We start from the raw sequence: 16,271 nt of genomic DNA on the forward strand, positions 1-16,271 counted from the left end.
AAACAATGTGGTTATCAAAGCAGACAAGGCCGGGAATATCCGCGCCCGGGGCTGATCTGGGTGTGACGAGTATTTCGGGAGAGAGTGCGGGCGTAGTCACCAGAGGCGAGGTGCGAGCGCTTCCGGTCTACGGGCCGGGGGGATACGCATGGCGGCCCGCTGCGGGAGAGACGGTGCTGGTTATTAAGGGCGGAACCGGCGGGGAGGAGTCCTGCGTGGCGGGAGCGAAGCAGACGGACGCGCCCGCCGGGCTTCGGCCCGGCGAGGTATACATCCACGCCAACGGCGGAAGCGTATATCTTAAAAACGACGGGACGGTAGAGTTGCAGGGCAGCATCGTTTTGACCGGACAAGTGAAGATAAACGGAGCGCTGCATGTGAACGGCGAGCTTTACAAGCCCTGCGCATGCGGGGGAGAATCGGAATGACCGAACTGAAAATCAGAGGCGGGGATTATGTGGCCGACGGCGTGGGCGGGACGGTCCGGGTGAAGGGCCGGGACGCACTGCTGCAAAGAGTGCTGTTCAGGCTGACGGCAAGGCGGGGCGGATTTCCGTTTTTAGAGGATTTGGGCAGCACGCTGCACGCGTTGGGCGGCGAAGCTCCGTCCCACCGGCAAAGTGCGGCGGAAGCGGCGGTGGCACAGGCGCTGGCGGAGGAACAAAACCTGCAGGTGGAGCAGGTGGAGCTGGACGGCGACAATCTGACAGTGAGAATGAACTACGAGGGGGAGGAGCTGAATCTGCAGCTTACGGTGCGGTGACAGGAAAAAAGCATGAGAACAACAGAGGAAATTTATCAGGAGCTGCTCTCGGCGTTCCGGGAGCGGTCCGGTTACGGTGCGGAGGACGCCTGTGATCTGGCGGTGCGGCTGTATGCGGTGGCGGCGCAGGTACAGGCGCTGGAATGTCAGGCGGACTGGGTGCTGAACCAAAGCTTTCCCCAGACGGCCCAGGGCGCTTATCTGGACGACCACGCGGCCATGCGGGGCCTTGTCCGTCAGGCGGCAACCCGGGCGGCAGGGATGCTGCGGTTTTCTGTGACGGAAGCGCCGGTACAGGATTTGAGCATCCCCATGGGAAGTGTGTGCATGACGGAGAACGGCGTACGCTTTCAGACAACACGGGCGGCAGTGCTGGCGGCGGAGACGCTGATGGCGGACGTGCCCGCAGAAGCGCTGGAATCTGGAAGCGGCGGCAATGCCGCAGCGTGGAGCATAACGGTGCTGGCGGCATGTCCCATGGGAATTACCGGGTGCACAAATCCGGCGGCATTTTCCGGAGGGACTGACGAAGAAAGCGACGAGGCTCTCCGCGCACGGGTGCTGGACAGCTTTGATCGGCTGCCAAACGGGGCGAACGCCGCCTTTTACGAGGAACAGGCGCTGCGGCATCAGGGCGTGGCGGCGGCAGTGGCGGTGGGCCGGGCGAGGGGCATCGGCACGGTGGATGTGTACATTGCCAAGTCGTCGGGGGCGCCGGATGCGGCGCTGATACAGGCGGTGGAGGCCGATTTGCAGGCCAAGAGAGAGATTGCCGTGGATGTGCGGGTGCTGGCACCGGAGGAGAGTCACCTGAATGTGACGGTGGAGCTGGACGCGGGGGAAAATGGGAACTTTGCGGCGGTGAAGAGCGCGGTGGAGCAGGCAATTGCCGGATGGCTTACAGGAAAGCTGCTGGGAAAGCCCATTCTGCTGGCGGAGCTTGGCCGGCTGATCTACGCCGTGGACGGCGTAAAAAATTATCATATTCTGTCCCCGTCCTCGGACCGGCAGGGAAGCGCAACGACCATGTACATTCTTGGGGAGCTGCGCGTGACGGAAATGGGGGCGTGACATGGCGGGCTATGAAACGCATTTAAAAAACCTGTTGGCCCCTTTGGGCATTTACGACCTTCGGGACGGGACGCTAAGCGAAAGTGAATTATTTGCTCAGGGCGTGGGACTGGATGAAATTTCGGACCGCCTTGAATATATCGAACGGGAGGCACTGACGGGCACGGCGGAAGGAGAGGGATTGCTTTGCCGGGAAGAGCTGTTTGCAAGGCGGCCCGCGGCAAACACCGTTGCCCTCCGGCGCAGCGCCATCGCGGCGCTGATGCAGATTGACGCGGACAGCTTTTCACTGGACGCAATCAACCGCACCATCAGTGGCTGCGGAATCAAGGCACTGGCCCAGGAGATGGGGGGCGGCCACATCCGGGTGATTTTTCCGGAGGTGGGGGGAGTTCCGGAGGAATTTCCGCAAATTCAGAAAATTGTGCTGGACATCATCCCCTGCCATCTGGAGACGGAGTTTTACTTCCGCTATATGCTCTGGTCGGAGTGTGAGGACTATGGCTGGACATGGAGTGCGGTGGCGACAGCGGCACACACGTGGCACAGCTTTGAGCTGGCGGTGTAATATGGAACAGGAGTGGAGCGGACGAATCACGGCACTGGAGGAGCGTGTATCCTCCAACATTCGACGGATCGGTGCGCTGGAGCAAAGTCAGGAAACGCTGCGGCGTCTGGTCACGGCGGTGGAGGTGCTGGCGACAAAGCAGGAGACAGTGGCCGAAAGCGTGGCGCGGCTGGGAGAGAAAATGGATGCGCTGGAGCGAAGGCCGGGAAAACGGTGGGATGGACTGGTGGACAAAGTCCTTCTGATTTTGGCAGGGGTATTTGTCACCTTCCTGCTGACGAGGGGAGGCACTATATGAAGGGAAAATTGACGGCATCAAAAATCATTGCGCTGGGAATTTTGGGCATAGACGCGATTTGCACTTGCGTGGTGCTGTATTTTTGCTATCTGGCAATCCGCAGCCAGTTTACCGGGACGCTGCCGTATCTCACCACGCTGATTGGAGCGCTGCAAGCGTCCACGGCGGTGGTTCTGGCGGCGTATTTTGGAAAAAGCAAGGCGGAGAATACCCGGGGCGGCATCATCTATGACGCGGCGATGGGGATGGACGAGGATTTCTGAGAGGAGAATTTTATGAGAGAGTTGCTGAGAAAACTCAGCTCACGAAAGCTGTGGGCGGCTGTGGCGGGAATCGTGACGGGTCTTGCCATGGTATTTGGGCTGGATGAAAATGTGATTTCCACTGTGGCGGGAGCAGTGGTGGCAATTGCCTCGGTAACGACGTATATCGTTACCGAGGGCAGGGTGGACGCTGAAAGCGTCAAGCGTGCGGTAGACGCAGCCAGGGACGCCGCGGATGCGCTAAAGAGCGCGGACAAAGCATGACTGGGGCAGAAAAACTGCTGGCCGTCGCGCGGCAGGAGCTGGGAACGAAGGAATCCCCAGCCGGAAGCAACCGGGTGAAATACAACACCGCTTATTATGGCAGGGAAGCGTCTGGAGACAGCTATCCGTGGTGCTGTGTATTTCTGTGGTGGTGTTTCCGGGAAGCGGGGATGCGCGAGCTGTTTTATGGCGGGAGGAAAACCGCATCCAGCGGCGCTCTGGCAAATTGGGCCCGAAAAAACGGACTGTTTGCGGAAAAAAACTATCGGCCCGGAGATCTGGTATTTTTCCAATTCAGTGGAACCGTTATCGAACACATGGGCGTGGTGGAACAGGTGAACGCCGACGGAAGCCTTGTGACCATTGAGGGAAATACCGGAACACTCAGCGACGCCAATGGCGGCGAGGTGCAGCGGAGGACGCGGGCTGCGCGGTATGCGGTGGGGGCGCTTCGCCCCGAGTATGAGGAGGAAAAAATGACCCAAAACGATTTTGACGCGATGATGAACGTATGGCTGCAAAAACGGGGGGAACTGCCTCCCGGCGAGTTCTCGGAGGAGGCCCGCGGATGGGCTGAAAAAAACGGGATCGTACGGGGCGCCGGCGACGGGACCTATCAGTATAAAAGCTGGTGTACCCGGGAGCAAATGCTGGTGTTTCTGAACAGGTTTATGGAGACGCTTAAGCCGTAAGCTTCCAAGAAAAAGTGCCCGCCGCCCTTTTGGGCGGCGGGCACTTTTATAACGCGTTTAAACGCGCTTTTTTGCATCGCGGAGGTCCTGAATCAACTGACGGATATGGGCAATCTGCGCATCCGTGAGGCCCGAGGCATCGATAACCGCATCGGGCTGGCGGCCCAGAAGCGCATCGGTAGAGACGGCAAAAAAATCCGCCAGCCGCTCAAGCAGTTCCACGGAGGGTTGAATGTTATTGTTTTCCCAGTTGGAGACGCTCTGCTTGGAAACGCCCAGCCGCTCGGCCAGACGCGCTTGTGTGATTCCGCTTGCCAGCCGCAGCCGGTGTATTTCGTCGCACAACATCGGGAGTTCCTCCTGAATCCAAAATTACAATATCATTGTAAAATTCAACTTGACAAAATAGAAATATAAAAGTATTGTAATATTGGATATATGAGAAAATTTTGTTATTTTACGCCATTGACGGTCTATTTTGCACAACCTGTGCGTACTGATCGGAAAGCTTGGGCCAGTCGATGATTCGCCACCATGCGTCCAGATAGTCCCCGCGGCGGTTTTGATATTGCAGGTAATACGCGTGCTCCCACACGTCGCAGCACAGTAGCGGCACAAGGGGCAGGACGGTGTCCTGATTGGCGACATTCTGAAGAGACAGAATCCCGTTTGCGTCGGTGCACAGGCAGGTCCAGCCGGAGCCGAAGACGGAGAGTGCCGCGCTTTTGAGCGCAATCCTGAGGCCGTCGGTGCTGCCGAAAACGAGGCGAATGGCGTCCCCCAGCGGCGGCTGGGGAGACGAGGGAGGCAGGGCGTGGAGCGTGCGGAAATAGATGTCGTGGTTAAATACGCCGCCGGCATTGTTGCGCACACCCTGACGGATCTGTGGGGGTAAATCCATCCAATGCTCGCAAAGCTGTATCAGCGACCAGTCCTGATAGGCGGGGTAGGGCTCCAGCAGCTTGTTCAGATTGTCCACGTAGGCTGCAAAATGCTTGTCGTGGTGAAAGCACAGAAGCTTGGCGTCAAGCTCCGGTTCCAGCGCGTCGTAAGGATAGGGCAGCGGCGGCAGGACAAAGGGATAGTGCTTTTCTTCCATAGACGTCATCCTTTCCACATGTGTTCATCAGAGCAGTATACGCCGGAGAAGTCGAAATTATGTGCGGCCCGGCGGCTGGAAAAATGGCGCCTCGGCGAAAATTTCGGGACTTCGACAGGGAAAATAAGGTATTCTGCTAGGAAACATATCAAGTGGGAGAAGATGATTTTTATGACGGACGACGAATTGGATTTCTGCATTCTGTGCGGCCCACTGGCGGACGCTGTGGAGCTGCTGGATGAAGGAAATGCGGCGGCGGCCCGGGCAATTATGATGCGGGTTCTCAGGCGGGCGCAGGAGCTGTGTGAGCGGGATCAGGGTATGAAATGACCATGAATGAAAAAAGCGTTCCCGGAAAGTTAAACTTTCCGGGAACGCTTTTAATTTTTTGGTGCCGAGCGCTTACTGCCCCAAGTATTTCCGGACCAGAACCTGAAGCAGTTCGTCTCTGTCGATTTTGCGGATCAGCGTCCGGGCATTGTTATGGTTGGTGATATAGGTGGGGTCCTCGGAGAGAATATAGCCCACGATCTGATTGATCGGGTTATAGCCCTTTTCCTCCAACGCCTGATAGACGGTTGAAAGGACCTGGCGGATCTCCTCGTCCTTTTCCATCGCAAGATTAAATTTTCTGGTGAAATCGTCCATGAAGACACCACCTTTCCCCTTATACGTGTTCTATTATACTCGACTTTTGCCGGACTGTAAAGAGTAAAGAAAAACTTTGACGGAGATTTTGCGGCCCCGCCTCAGCGCAGCGCCGCGTCCAGCTCGCTCTTCAGAAGCGCCAGAATTCCGGATACCTCTGCATCCGCCTCGGCAGCGGTGAGGCTGCGGTCCTCCGCCCGGAAAGCCAGATTGAAGGCGACGCTCTTTTTGCCCGGGGCGATTCCCGTGCCGGTGTACACGTCGAACAGGGAAATCTCCTTCAAAAGGCCCTTGGAGCCTCTGCGGATGCATTCCTCCAACGCGCCCACGGTGACGGCTTTGCCGCACACCACGGCGATGTCCCGCGCCACGGCGGGGAAGCGGGGCAGGGACTTATACACGGGTTGGGCCCCCATGGCGGCGTAAAGCGCGTCAAACCGCAGCTCGGCGGCGTACAACTCACAGTCCACGCCGTAATTCACTGCAACATCCGGGTGAATCTGGCCCAAAACGCCAAGGATTTCCCCGTTCAGCAGGACCTTGGCGCAGCGGCCGGGATGGTAGGAGGGATTGCCGGTTTCCGCCTCGAACACCGCGCCGTCAATGCGCAGGCCCTCCAGCACGGTTTCCACCGCCCCCTTCACGGAGAAGAAGTCGACCTCCGGGCCAAATGCCCCAAGGGACAAAATCTTCGGCTCCTCCGCCACGCCGGTTGCATCCGGACCGGTTTTCTTGGGGAAGTAGGTGCGGCCCAGCTCGTAGAGGTACGCGGCCTTGTTGCGGAAGTTGTAGTTCCGGGCCAGAATTTCCAGCATGGAGGGCAGCGTGGTGGTGCGCATGATGGAGGTGTCCTCCCCCAGAGGATTCAGAATTTTCAAAGAGCTGCGCAGGGGAGAATTCGCCGGGAGCTTAATCTTGTCGTAATAGGAAGGGCTGATGAAGGAGTAGGTGATAATCTCATCATACCCCAAGGACCGGCACAGGGCGCCAACACTCCGCTCAGCCAGCTGGACGGGGGTGTAGCCGCCGCCGTGGGCGGATGCGCCGCCGGACAGGGTGACGGGGATGTTGTTGTACCCGTGGAAGCGAGCAACTTCCTCAGCAAGGTCCGCCATGCCCTCCACGTCGCTGCGCCAAGAGGGAACGGTGACTTTGTCGCCGTCCAGTTCAAAGTTCAGTGTCTCCAGAATGGTTCGCATTTCGCTTTCGGCCACGTTGGTGCCTAGCAGCGCGTTAATCCGCTCCGGCTCCAGTTTTAAAACGGTGGGGGCGGAATCTCTGGCAATCACGTCCATCACGCCGTCCACCACTTCGCCAGCGCCCAGCAGCTCCACCAGCTCGCAGGCACGCTGCACCGCCTTCATGGTGTTCATGGCGTCCAGACCCTTTTCATAGCGGGCCGAGGCCTCAGACCGCATATTCAGCGCCACGGCGGTGCGGCGGACGGACGCGCCGTTGAAATTTGCCGATTCAAACAGGACCTGTGCGGTGTCGCCCACAATTTCGCTGTTGGCGCCGCCCATCACGCCTGCCACGCACACGGGCTTTTGCTCGTCGCAGATGCACAGCATGCTGGGTGTCAGCTTGCGGACGTTTCCGTCCAGCGTCTGAATCGTCTCCCCCTCGCGGGCGGTACGAACAATAATTCTGCCGCCCTCCACGCAGGAGAAGTCAAAGGCGTGCATGGGCTGGCCATATTCCAGCATGACATAGTTGGTGATGTCCACGATGTTGTTGATGGGCCGTACGCCGGAGTTGCGCAGACGCTCCCGCATCCATGCGGGGGACGGCTTGATTTTTACGTTTTTCACCATCCGGGCGGTGTACCGGGGGCACAGGTCCCCGTCTTCAATATCAATGTCCGCCAGTTCCGCGATGCTGCCGCCGCAGCCCTTGATTTCGGGGGTGTGGAGCTTTAAGGGCTTCCGGAAGGTGGCGGCGGCCTCCCGGGCGAGGCCGATGATGCTCAGGCAATCGGGCCGGTTGGGGGTGATTTCAAACTCCACCACATGGTCGTCGCAGCCAATCAGCTTTGCCACGTCGTCGCCGGGCTGCACGTTCGCCTCCCGGAGAATCCAGATGCCGTCTGTGATGCAGTGGGGGAATTCCGCCTGCTGGGCATGGAGGTCGTCGGGTGTGCAGATTTTTTCCGCCTTGGCGTCATAGGCCACCATGTCCCCCTCGTGGAGGTTTTGGCAGTCGTTGTCCAGCATGGCGGTACTGCCGCCAAGGTCCAAAACGGTGTGATACAGGCCGTCCGGCTGTGTTGCGTACTCCAAAACCTTCGCCGCGCAGACGGACCCGAACAGCTTATGCCCCGGCTGGATATCCGCCGGAATGGAAGGCTCCTGTCCTTTCAGGGGAGTATAGTCCCCCAAAATCGCCGCGGGTTTAATCGCAGCGTAAGGATAATCATGCTCGGCGGTGAGGTTCAGCTCCTTCAAAGAGCACAGCATTCCCTGAGACTCGATGCCCCGAAGCTTGCCGCTCTCAATTTTCACGCCGCCGGGAAGCAGCGCCCCGTCCTTTGCCACGGGGACAAGATCGCCCGCATGGATGTTCCACGCGCCGGTGACAATCTGGACGGCTTCATTGCCCGTGTCCACCTGTAAAACCCACATATGGTCGGAGTCTGGGTGGCGCTTCATCTCCGTAATTTTGCCCACTACCACGTTTTTTATTTCAGCGCCAAGGTCGGTCGTGACCTCCTGCTTGGAGCCGGAGAGGGTCATCGCCTCGGCGAATTCCCGATCGGAGGCGTCCACCTCCACAAATTCATTCAGCCATTTTCTGGACAGTAACATCGTATCCCTCTCCCCTTATCAGAATTGTTCCAGGAACCGCACATCGTTTTCAAAAATCAGGCGCATGTCGCTGATTTTATACTGGCCGAGGGCCAGCCGTTCCAGTCCCATGCCGAAGGCAAAGCCCGAATAAACCTCCGGGTCGATGCCGCAGTTTTGCAGAACCTTGGGATGGACCATCCCGGCGCCCAGCACCTCGATCCAGCCCTCGCCCTTGCAGGTGGGGCAGCCCACGCCGCCGCACTTGTGGCACTGAATGTCCATTTCGCAGCTTGGCTCCGTGAAGGGGAAATGGTGGGGACGGAAGCGGGTGACGGTGTTCTCGCCGTAAATCCTGCGGATGACGGCGTTCAGCGTGCCCTTTAAATCGCCCATCGTGACGCCCTTGTCCACCACAATGCCCTCGATCTGATGGAACATGGGGGAGTGGGTGGCGTCCACCTCGTCCTTGCGGTATACTCGCCCGGGGGACAGCACTCGAATGGGCAGCTCCCGGGATTCCATGGCGCGAATCTGCATGTTGGAGGTCTGTGTGCGCAGCAGGACATTGGAATCCTCCGTCAGATAGAACGTGTCGGACCACTCCCGGGCGGGATGGTCGGCGGGGGTATTCAGCTTGGTAAAGTTATAGTCCGCCAGCTCCACCTCCGGCCCATCCAGAATTTCAAAGCCCAGCGCGATGAAGATATCTTTAATTTCGTCCAGCACGCTGTACATGGGGTGCTTGTGGCCCATGCGCACCTTTTTGCCGGGAATCGTCACGTCCAGGGCCTCGTTTTCAAGGCGGGCCTCCATGGCCTTGCGCTCCAAAAGACCTGCCTGATTCTCGATGGCAGCCTCCAGCTCGGCGCGGACCTCGTTGGCAAGCTGGCCCATCACCGGGCGCAGCTCGGCGGACAGGCCGCCCATCTGCTTCAGAAGAGCCGTCAGCTCGCCCTTTTTGCCCAGATACTTCACCCGCAGCGCTTCTAAGTCCGCGGTTGCCTGCGGACCGGCAACGGCTTCCAGCGCGGCTTTGCGGATGGCCTCCAGTTGTTCCTTCATACTTGATGCTCCTTTACCTTTATATTACAGAAATCACGTATTTCAGAGGGCGGACGGCATAAAAAAACGCCCCTCGTCCCCAGATTGGGACGAAAGGCTCAGCTCCCGCGGTACCACCCAAATTCGCGCGGAGTGCCGCGCGCGCTTGAACCCCTGTAACGGTGGGCCGCCGGCCATGTCTCCATGGCAGCTCCCGGGCGAACCAAACGACGCGCCGCGGGCCGGCTTGCAGCCGGTGACCAGCCCTCTCTTGGCGGCGGAGAATCATTATTTTCCCGTTCAACGCTGTTTTCAACTACCACTTATAGCACGAAACCCAGGGAAATGCAAGAGGAAAATCCCCCGCCCGGCGTATTTTGCGCCAAACGGGGGCGTTTATCAGTCTAAAAGGTTTTCCATCAAAATTTCGGATATTGTTCCGTTCTTCATGTAAAATGTGATGTGGCTTCCCAGCAGATCCCCGTCACCGGGCCAGACCCACGCGCCGTCGCCATCCTCCGCACGGATTCTGTCGGTATACGCCGCTTCCGGATAGGCGGCTAAAATATCGTTCTCTTTATCCCCCACGGACACGCCCCACCAGGTTTTTACAGTTGGGGAGGTCGTTTCCACGCGGCTGACAAAGCTTGTTTCGCCGCCTTCGTCGGAATAGGAGTCATATTTCACATCCACGCCGCCGTAGGAAAATGCATAGACCTTTTCCCCATTATCACCGGTCCCCACCGAGGTGGGCTTCTCCGGAAAGTCCTTGTAAAGCCACGGGTACGCGCCGCTCTTTTTCCCAACAACGAGGCATTGCTCGTTTGCCACCAGACAAAACGCTGCGTTCACGTCATCCCGATTGAGCTGGTTCACCTGTAACCATGCTACCTTTGTAGCGTTCAGCAGGGCAGTTTCCGCGTTGTTTTTGGGCTGATAGGCGTTCAGAAGCGCCTCAAGTCGCACCTGCTCCTCCGCGGAAAGCCAGCCGTAGGCAGCCCAGGCCGAGTTGGCAATTACGGAATCCCGATGCTCCCACGGGCTGTCCGGGAACACGGATAGGGCCGAAAACCACTCGTCCGGGTCATTTAATAGCCGAAGGGCAAAGTGGTCGCTTGCCCCTTCGGAAAACGCCCCGTCGGCGTGGAGCAGCCAGCAGGCCAACTTAAGGGCCGACCAGTTTTCCATATCCTGCGCTTCCTCCGTAAAATCATCCGGATCATAGGAGAAGCGGAACACTGTCTCCGCTGTCTCGTCCAGCGCGTCGGAGGGGCAGAAGGTGGAAAAGCGCCAGCCGTCCGGCGTTTTGATGTAATCCAACGTTTTCTGGGAATATCCCACGGTGGCATAGGGGCGCTCCCATTCAGAGCTGTCTATGTAAAAAGTCACAGTGACGGCCCAGCGGTCCGGGTCGGTTTGCTCTGCACGGACGGCTTTGCTCAGCAGGTAAAGATTGCTGCCTCTGGCCGCGTCGGCGGAATAGAGCCGTCCGTCGATGTCCCGGTAGCCCGTGCCGCCGCCCATCAGTTTGTCCGCCAGCTCTTGGGTAAAGCAACTGCGCACGCAAACGTCCAGATCGGCGTAGGTACTCAACCCGTCGTGGGCCACCGGACGGTAGGAAAGCCCTCCCTGCTTGGGGTCATAGGGCTTGCCGTCCTCGCTTACCGGCTCTCCGGCGGTGGGGAGGGAGCACAGGTCAAACCAGTCGTAAACCTCCGCCGCCCGTTCATAGGCCGCGAGGACCTCTGCCTCCGTCGGTTCGGATGGAGGGGCTTCCTCCTGAAGGGAGGAGACGGAGGAAGTCCCCCCGGCGGGCGTGCCGCAGGCGGACGCGGACAAGGCCAGAGCGGCGGATAAAATCAGCGTCAAGGCGCGTTTTCTCATGAAGAGAGCCTCCCGTCTTGTTTAAATGAGTAAGATACTTCCATTAAAAGACGCAGGAGCAGGTAAAAAAGTTGCAGGCATTCCAAAAAACGGCTCTAAAAAATTTTTATAGGCTTCAAGTCCTTGCAATCCAGCAATGGGGCACTATAATAAGGGTCAACGGAAAAGCTCTTTCCCGTCCCAGTATGGAAGGGCGGGGGAGACACAGATTGGGCACTTTGCCCGGAGAGGAGAACGCCATGAAAACGCAGGAGCTTACCATGGAATTTGTCCGGGAGGCGCTGCCTCCCCGGAAAGCTGACGGCCATAAGGGTGACTTCGGCAAGCTTTTGATTGTGGGCGGCGCGGTGGGGTACACCGGCGCGCCCTATCTTGCCGCGCTGGGGGCCGAGCGCTGTGGCTGCGGACTGGTATATCTGGGCGTGCCGAAATCCATTTGGCAGGTGGAGGCGGGCAGGTGCGTTTCCTCCATGCCTTTTCCCGCGCCGGACAAAAACGGAATGCTCTGTGAAAAAGCCATCAGGCCCCTGTGGGAAAAGCTGGAGGAGTGCGGTGTGCTGGCCCTCGGCTCGGGCCTTGGCCGCTCCACGGAGACGAAAAAGCTGGTTTTGGGCCTGCTGGAAACGGAAAAGCCCGTGGTGCTGGACGCCGACGGCATAAACGTCCTTTCCGGGCATATGGATAGTCTGGACGCGCGGCGGGGCCGCGTCACGATTCTCACGCCCCACGATGGGGAGTTCGCCCGTCTGGGCGGGGACCTGACGGCGAACCGGGCGGAAGCCGCACGGGACTTTGCAAGGGCCTACGGCTGCATTCTGGTGCGCAAGGGCCACCGCACGCTCATCGCAATGCCCGAGGGGACGGTGCTTGAAAATCCCACCGGAAATTCAGGCCTTGCCAAGGGCGGCAGCGGGGACGTGCTCACCGGCATGATCGCCTCGCTCCTCACGCAGGGAGCAACGCCGGTGCGGGCGGCGGCCTGCGGGGTCTATCTCCATGGGCTTGCCGGGGATCTCGCCGCCGGGTGGCTGACGGAATACGGCATGACACCCCGGGACACGGCGGAGGCCATCCCCAGCGCGTTTCAAACGATTTTAACGGAACAACATTAAGGAGGGATATCCGGGTGCGCAAACCGACGGCTTGTGTACCGATGATAACGCTCTGCCTGCTGCTGTGTGCCTGCGGCGGGGGAGAAAAGCAGACGGCTCAGGCTGCGCGGGCGCCCTATCAGGAGATGGAAAGCGCACAGATGACCGCGGAGGTCACTGCCTTTTACGGCGACGAGGTAAGTGCCTTTACCCTGCGGTGCGACTACGCCCCGGATACGTCCACCGTCGAGGTGCTGGCGCCGGAGACGGCCGTAGGAGTAAAGGCCCGCATGGACGGAGACGGACTGACGCTGCTCTATGAGGACGACTGCCTCCCGGCAGGTCCCTTAAGCGGAGAGGAACTCAGTCCCGCGTCCTGCCTGCCCCGGCTGATGAGTGCCCTGCGGGATGGCTGGCTGCTGGAGGAAAACGAAGAGGACTGGGGCGAGAATGCCTGTTTGCGCCTTGCGCTGGAGCAGACCGGGGCGGAGGGGGGCAGGATTGTCTCCACCCTGTGGCTGCGGCAGGAGGACCATGTCCCCGTCCGGGGAGAAATCGCTGTGGACGAAAAAATTATTTTGCAGGCGGAGTTTACGGACTTTCAATTTGGTGCTATACTGGAGGACAACGGAGGGGCCGGAGAATAACTGCGGCAAAAGACCCCGACAAATGAACATTTGAAGGTGAGCGTATGGAAAAGTTCCTGAAAAGGACTTGGGCGGAAATCGACCTGGATGCGCTGGCGCACAACTACCGGACCATTCGGGAGAGAATGGGGCCCAAGTCGAAGTATCTGGGCGTGGTGAAGGCGGACGCCTACGGCCACGGAGCCGTGTGGGTTGCGAAGAAGCTGGAACAGCTTGGCGCGGAGTATCTGGGCGTGTCCAATCTGGAGGAGGCGCAGGAGCTGCGCCATCACGGCCTTACGCTGCCCATCCTTCTGCTGGGATACACCCCCGTCGACATGACCGAGGCGCTCATCGACAGCCGCGTGACGCAGGACGTTCCCTCCCTTGAAATGGCGGAAGCCTATTCCTCTGCGGCAGCCGCCTGCGGCAAAACCCTGACGGTCCATCTGAAACTGGACACCGGAATGGGCCGGTTGGGCTTCCGGTGCGACGAGGCTTCTTTCCAGCAGAGCCTTGAAGAAATTCTGGAGGCGCTGAAGCTGCCAAACCTCGTCTGGGAAGGGGTTTTCATGCACTTCTGCGTGTCCGACGAGCCGGACAAAGCCTCCGGCCGGGAGTTTACACATGCGCAGTACCAGCGCTTTTCGCATATGGTGAGCGAGGTGGAAAGCCGCGCCGGGATCACGTTCCCGATTCACCACTGCTGCAACTCCGGCGGTGTGGCATTTTACCCCGAGTATGCGTGGGATATGTGCCGTCCCGGCGTGATTTTGTTCGGAACAGAGCCAATGAGCCGCACCCTGGGATTGAAGCCCGTGATGACGCTGAAAACCACCGTCGGCCCCGTAAAGAACTACGCGACGGAAACCTCTGTCAGCTATGGCAGGACATATTTCACCGAAGGGGAGCGGCGCATCGGCGTGCTGCCCATCGGCTATGCCGACGGGCTTCAGCGCTGCCTTTCCAACAAGTGGGAGATGCTGACGCCCAAGGGTCCCGCCAAAATCCGGGGCCGTGTGTGCATGGATATGTGCATGGTGGATCTGACGGATTTGCCCGGCGTGCACACCGGCGATGAGGTGGAGGTCTTCGGCCCCAACAACCCCGTGGAGAAGATGGCGGAGGCTGCGGGCACCATTACTTATGAGCTGACGTGTGACATTTCCAAGCGGGTGCCCCGCGTCTATCTCGAAAACGGAGAGATGACGGACCGTCATTTGCAGCTTTTGCTCTGAGCCGCCTTGCCGGCCCGGGCGTCCGCAAAGCCTCGCTCCACCGCTCCAAAGCGCACCCCGACCCGCCCGGTCGCATAGAATAAACCGGGGCCGGTCGAACCGGAAAAACGGCGTATAAATTTTCCGGCTGCGTGGGAGAATGATAGTGGCCACGCTGAAAAAGTATTTTCAGCGGCGGGTACTATTTTCGGCGGAGTGTGAACTTTGTGGATACGAGTGTTGTGAAACGCGGCGACATTTATTACGCCGACCTTAGCCCGGTGGTGGGTAGCGAGCAGGGAGGCGTCCGGCCTGTGCTGATTATTCAGAACGACACCGGCAACAGATACAGTCCCACCGTCATCGCAGCGGCGATTACCTCTCAGACGGGGAAAGCCCGTCTGCCAACCCACATAGACCTTCCGATGTCAGACAGCCGGGGCCTTTCCAAGGATTCCGTGGTCCTGCTGGAGCAGGTGCGGACGCTGGATAAGCGGCGGCTGAGAGAGCACATGGGCCATGTGGATGAACAGGTCATGGAAAAGATTGACACCGCAATTGCGGTGAGCTTCGGCCTGCAGCATGACCAACTGGTCTAGGCGGGTATTTTAACTTCAAGCTGGCGGAATGCCGGAGAAAAGAATACATATGCGTATTCTTTTCCCTGGCGCCGCCGGTGACGGGAGGGCTTGATGAAACAAAAGAAAAACAGATGGGTCCTGCGGGCCGGGGCGCTGATGTTGGCCTCCATGGCGGCGATGATTACATTTTCCGCAGCGGCGGAGGCGGGGTCTCAGGGGGACCCGCTGGTGACGCTGAGCTATCTGAACGAGACGTTCCTGCCCAAAATTCTTTCTCAGGTGCAGGGAACGGGAACCGGCAGCGCCGGGACAAGCTTCACCGTGGTGGATTTGTCCAAGGGCGGGACATTGAACCTTTCTGTGGGCGCGGAGGTGCTGCTTCGGGCGGGCACGGCTTCCTGCGGCGCGGCTTCTTCTCCGGGTCTTGTGGATGAAACCACCGCCGAGGTTCTGGAAAACGGCAGCGCGCTGGTGAAAAACCACCTGTACATGGCAACCGTGGAAGGACGGACGGTAAAAGCCGGGTCCGACGGGGTAAAGCTTTTGGTGCGTGGAGGCTATTCTGTAAGCTGACATAGAAACGAACGCATAAAAAAACAAGCATACATAAAAGCCCGCCGCCCGCGCATAGGATAGCGCAGGCGGCGGTTTTTTTGTGCCCTTCGTGGGCCGGTCCCGCGCCGCCCGAAGGGAGAGGAAGCCGCCATGGACAAGTATCCGCTGTATCTGGACGGCAGAGCCGCCGGGGAGCTGAGCGTGACCGAAGCCGGGATGTACGCCGACTACCGCGCCGCGTGCCGTATTCCCGGCCCAGCGTTTTTGCGGGCATATCTTGTAGGGGATCAGGCCGAAATGCTTTTGGGCGTTCTTGCGCCGGAGGGCGGGGCATATTCCATCCGCCGCAGACTGAGCCGCCGGGAGACGGCGGACCTTGGAAAGCTTCTGCGCTGCGACGCGCGGCGGGAGGGAGAGCGGGCATGGGAACGGGTCCCCGCGCCGGAGCGGCTGCTGAAATCCCCGTGGCTTTCCCATATGCTGCAAGGTGTTTCCGGTGTGCTGACCCAGCAGGGGGAGGGGCGGCTGCTGGTGGCAATCCCCTATGACCCGGCAAAGCCCTTTCCGCTTACGCCGCTGTTCTGCTTTGCAAAAATATGCCGGATTGAGGGGACGCTGCACGTCGTCTATGCCTTCGATTCACAGGAGAGGCCAATGATGCCCTGAGCCTTTAATGCAAAGGGGCCAAAAAATTTTTATAAAAAGCAATTGACGTATACCACAACGCTTTGCGTTGTGGTATACTGTGCTTGAAAGAATAATTTTCGGCGCGGCCTGCCCCGTGATGCTTCCGCCCCAGGGCCGGAATGTACAGGCCCTGCCGC

General features: G+C 59.2%; 21 protein-coding genes. 15 read left to right on the forward strand and 6 right to left on the reverse strand.

What is annotated here, in order from left to right; translation table 11 throughout:
• Nucleotides 1-5: 5 nt before the first annotated feature.
• The 8 genes from ABVS15_RS05575 to ABVS15_RS05610 are packed head-to-tail and all read left to right on the forward strand — an operon-like array spanning nt 6 to nt 3,919.
• A complete protein-coding gene (locus ABVS15_RS05575) occupies nt 6-428 on the forward strand; it encodes a hypothetical protein (RefSeq protein WP_369282753.1) in 423 nt (140 codons plus the stop codon).
• Nucleotides 425-763, forward strand: a complete 339-nt coding sequence (locus tag ABVS15_RS05580; protein ID WP_369282754.1) for a hypothetical protein — start codon at nt 425-427, stop codon at nt 761-763. Before ABVS15_RS05575 ends, ABVS15_RS05580 begins: the two co-directional genes overlap by 4 nt.
• A 12-nt stretch (nt 764-775) precedes the next feature.
• A complete protein-coding gene (locus ABVS15_RS05585) occupies nt 776-1,834 on the forward strand; it encodes a baseplate J/gp47 family protein (RefSeq protein WP_369282755.1) in 1,059 nt (352 codons plus the stop codon).
• Nucleotide 1,835: 1 nt separating this feature from the next.
• Nucleotides 1,836-2,402, forward strand: a complete 567-nt coding sequence (locus ABVS15_RS05590; RefSeq protein ID WP_369282756.1) for a hypothetical protein — start codon at nt 1,836-1,838, stop codon at nt 2,400-2,402.
• A 1-nt stretch (nt 2,403) separates the two neighbouring features.
• Nucleotides 2,404-2,700: a hypothetical protein gene (locus ABVS15_RS05595; protein ID WP_369282757.1), complete on the forward strand. Its 297-nt coding sequence runs from the start codon at nt 2,404-2,406 to the stop codon at nt 2,698-2,700.
• Nucleotides 2,697-2,963, forward strand: coding sequence for a hypothetical protein (locus tag ABVS15_RS05600; protein WP_369282758.1), 267 nt, complete (start codon nt 2,697-2,699; stop codon nt 2,961-2,963). Before ABVS15_RS05595 ends, ABVS15_RS05600 begins: the two co-directional genes overlap by 4 nt.
• A gap of 12 nt (nt 2,964-2,975) precedes the next feature.
• A complete protein-coding gene (locus ABVS15_RS05605) occupies nt 2,976-3,227 on the forward strand; it encodes a hypothetical protein (RefSeq protein WP_369282759.1) in 252 nt (83 codons plus the stop codon).
• Nucleotides 3,224-3,919 carry a CHAP domain-containing protein gene (locus tag ABVS15_RS05610; RefSeq protein ID WP_369282760.1) on the forward strand — a complete coding sequence of 232 codons (696 nt, stop codon included), beginning with the start codon at nt 3,224-3,226 and terminating at the stop codon, nt 3,917-3,919. Before ABVS15_RS05605 ends, ABVS15_RS05610 begins: the two co-directional genes overlap by 4 nt.
• Before the next feature lie 57 nt (nt 3,920-3,976).
• Here ABVS15_RS05610 and ABVS15_RS05615 read toward each other — a convergent pair whose 3' ends face one another.
• Both ABVS15_RS05615 and ABVS15_RS05620 read right to left on the reverse strand, forming a co-directional pair.
• Entirely contained in the window at nt 3,977-4,267 is a 291-nt protein-coding gene (locus ABVS15_RS05615; protein WP_369282761.1) for a helix-turn-helix domain-containing protein, read from the reverse strand.
• Nucleotides 4,268-4,376: 109 nt separating this feature from the next.
• Entirely contained in the window at nt 4,377-5,018 is a 642-nt protein-coding gene (locus ABVS15_RS05620) for a superoxide dismutase (RefSeq protein ID WP_369282762.1), read from the reverse strand.
• A 171-nt stretch (nt 5,019-5,189) separates the two neighbouring features.
• Here ABVS15_RS05620 and ABVS15_RS05625 point away from each other — a divergent pair, with 171 nt between their 5' ends.
• Complete coding sequence (locus ABVS15_RS05625; RefSeq protein WP_312615288.1) at nt 5,190-5,348, forward strand: hypothetical protein; 159 nt, start codon at nt 5,190-5,192, stop codon at nt 5,346-5,348.
• Between the two features lie 72 nt (nt 5,349-5,420).
• Here the strand turns inward: ABVS15_RS05625 and ABVS15_RS05630 are convergent, their stop codons facing one another.
• The 4 genes from ABVS15_RS05630 to ABVS15_RS05645 form a co-directional block, all read right to left on the reverse strand.
• Nucleotides 5,421-5,666 (reverse strand): IreB family regulatory phosphoprotein, encoded by a 246-nt coding sequence (locus ABVS15_RS05630; RefSeq protein WP_312159221.1) that lies wholly within the window; start codon nt 5,664-5,666, stop codon nt 5,421-5,423.
• A gap of 101 nt (nt 5,667-5,767) precedes the next feature.
• Complete coding sequence (gene pheT, locus ABVS15_RS05635; RefSeq protein WP_369282763.1) at nt 5,768-8,470, reverse strand: phenylalanine--tRNA ligase subunit beta; 2,703 nt, start codon at nt 8,468-8,470, stop codon at nt 5,768-5,770.
• Between the two features lie 18 nt (nt 8,471-8,488).
• Nucleotides 8,489-9,514 carry a phenylalanine--tRNA ligase subunit alpha gene (pheS, locus tag ABVS15_RS05640; protein ID WP_369282764.1) on the reverse strand — a complete coding sequence of 342 codons (1,026 nt, stop codon included), beginning with the start codon at nt 9,512-9,514 and terminating at the stop codon, nt 8,489-8,491.
• 378 nt (nt 9,515-9,892) lie between these two features.
• On the reverse strand, nt 9,893-11,377 hold the full coding sequence (locus tag ABVS15_RS05645; RefSeq protein ID WP_369282765.1) for a hypothetical protein: 1,485 nt from the start codon (nt 11,375-11,377) through the stop codon (nt 9,893-9,895).
• Between the two features lie 239 nt (nt 11,378-11,616).
• On the opposite strand from ABVS15_RS05645, the gene ABVS15_RS05650 reads away from it, so the two are divergent.
• The 6 genes from ABVS15_RS05650 to ABVS15_RS05675 all read left to right on the forward strand — a co-directional run bounded on the left by ABVS15_RS05650 (nt 11,617) and on the right by ABVS15_RS05675 (nt 16,113).
• Nucleotides 11,617-12,489, forward strand: coding sequence for an NAD(P)H-hydrate dehydratase (locus ABVS15_RS05650; protein WP_369282766.1), 873 nt, complete (start codon nt 11,617-11,619; stop codon nt 12,487-12,489).
• Nucleotides 12,490-12,503: 14 nt separating this feature from the next.
• Entirely contained in the window at nt 12,504-13,115 is a 612-nt protein-coding gene (locus tag ABVS15_RS05655) for a hypothetical protein (RefSeq protein WP_369282767.1), read from the forward strand.
• A 44-nt stretch (nt 13,116-13,159) separates the two neighbouring features.
• A complete protein-coding gene (gene alr, locus ABVS15_RS05660) occupies nt 13,160-14,332 on the forward strand; it encodes an alanine racemase (RefSeq protein WP_369282768.1) in 1,173 nt (390 codons plus the stop codon).
• Between the two features lie 206 nt (nt 14,333-14,538).
• The gene (locus ABVS15_RS05665) at nt 14,539-14,910 is read left to right on the forward strand and encodes a type II toxin-antitoxin system PemK/MazF family toxin (RefSeq protein WP_293008253.1); all 372 of its coding nucleotides are present in this window, start codon (nt 14,539-14,541) and stop codon (nt 14,908-14,910) included.
• Between the two features lie 93 nt (nt 14,911-15,003).
• Entirely contained in the window at nt 15,004-15,465 is a 462-nt protein-coding gene (locus ABVS15_RS05670; protein WP_369282769.1) for a hypothetical protein, read from the forward strand.
• Between the two features lie 132 nt (nt 15,466-15,597).
• Nucleotides 15,598-16,113, forward strand: coding sequence for a hypothetical protein (locus ABVS15_RS05675; RefSeq protein WP_369282770.1), 516 nt, complete (start codon nt 15,598-15,600; stop codon nt 16,111-16,113).
• Nucleotides 16,114-16,271 lie beyond the last annotated feature (158 nt).

This window comes from Oscillibacter sp. GMB15532 (assembly GCF_041020825.1).
Classification (GTDB): Bacteria; Bacillota; Clostridia; order Oscillospirales; family Oscillospiraceae; genus Oscillibacter.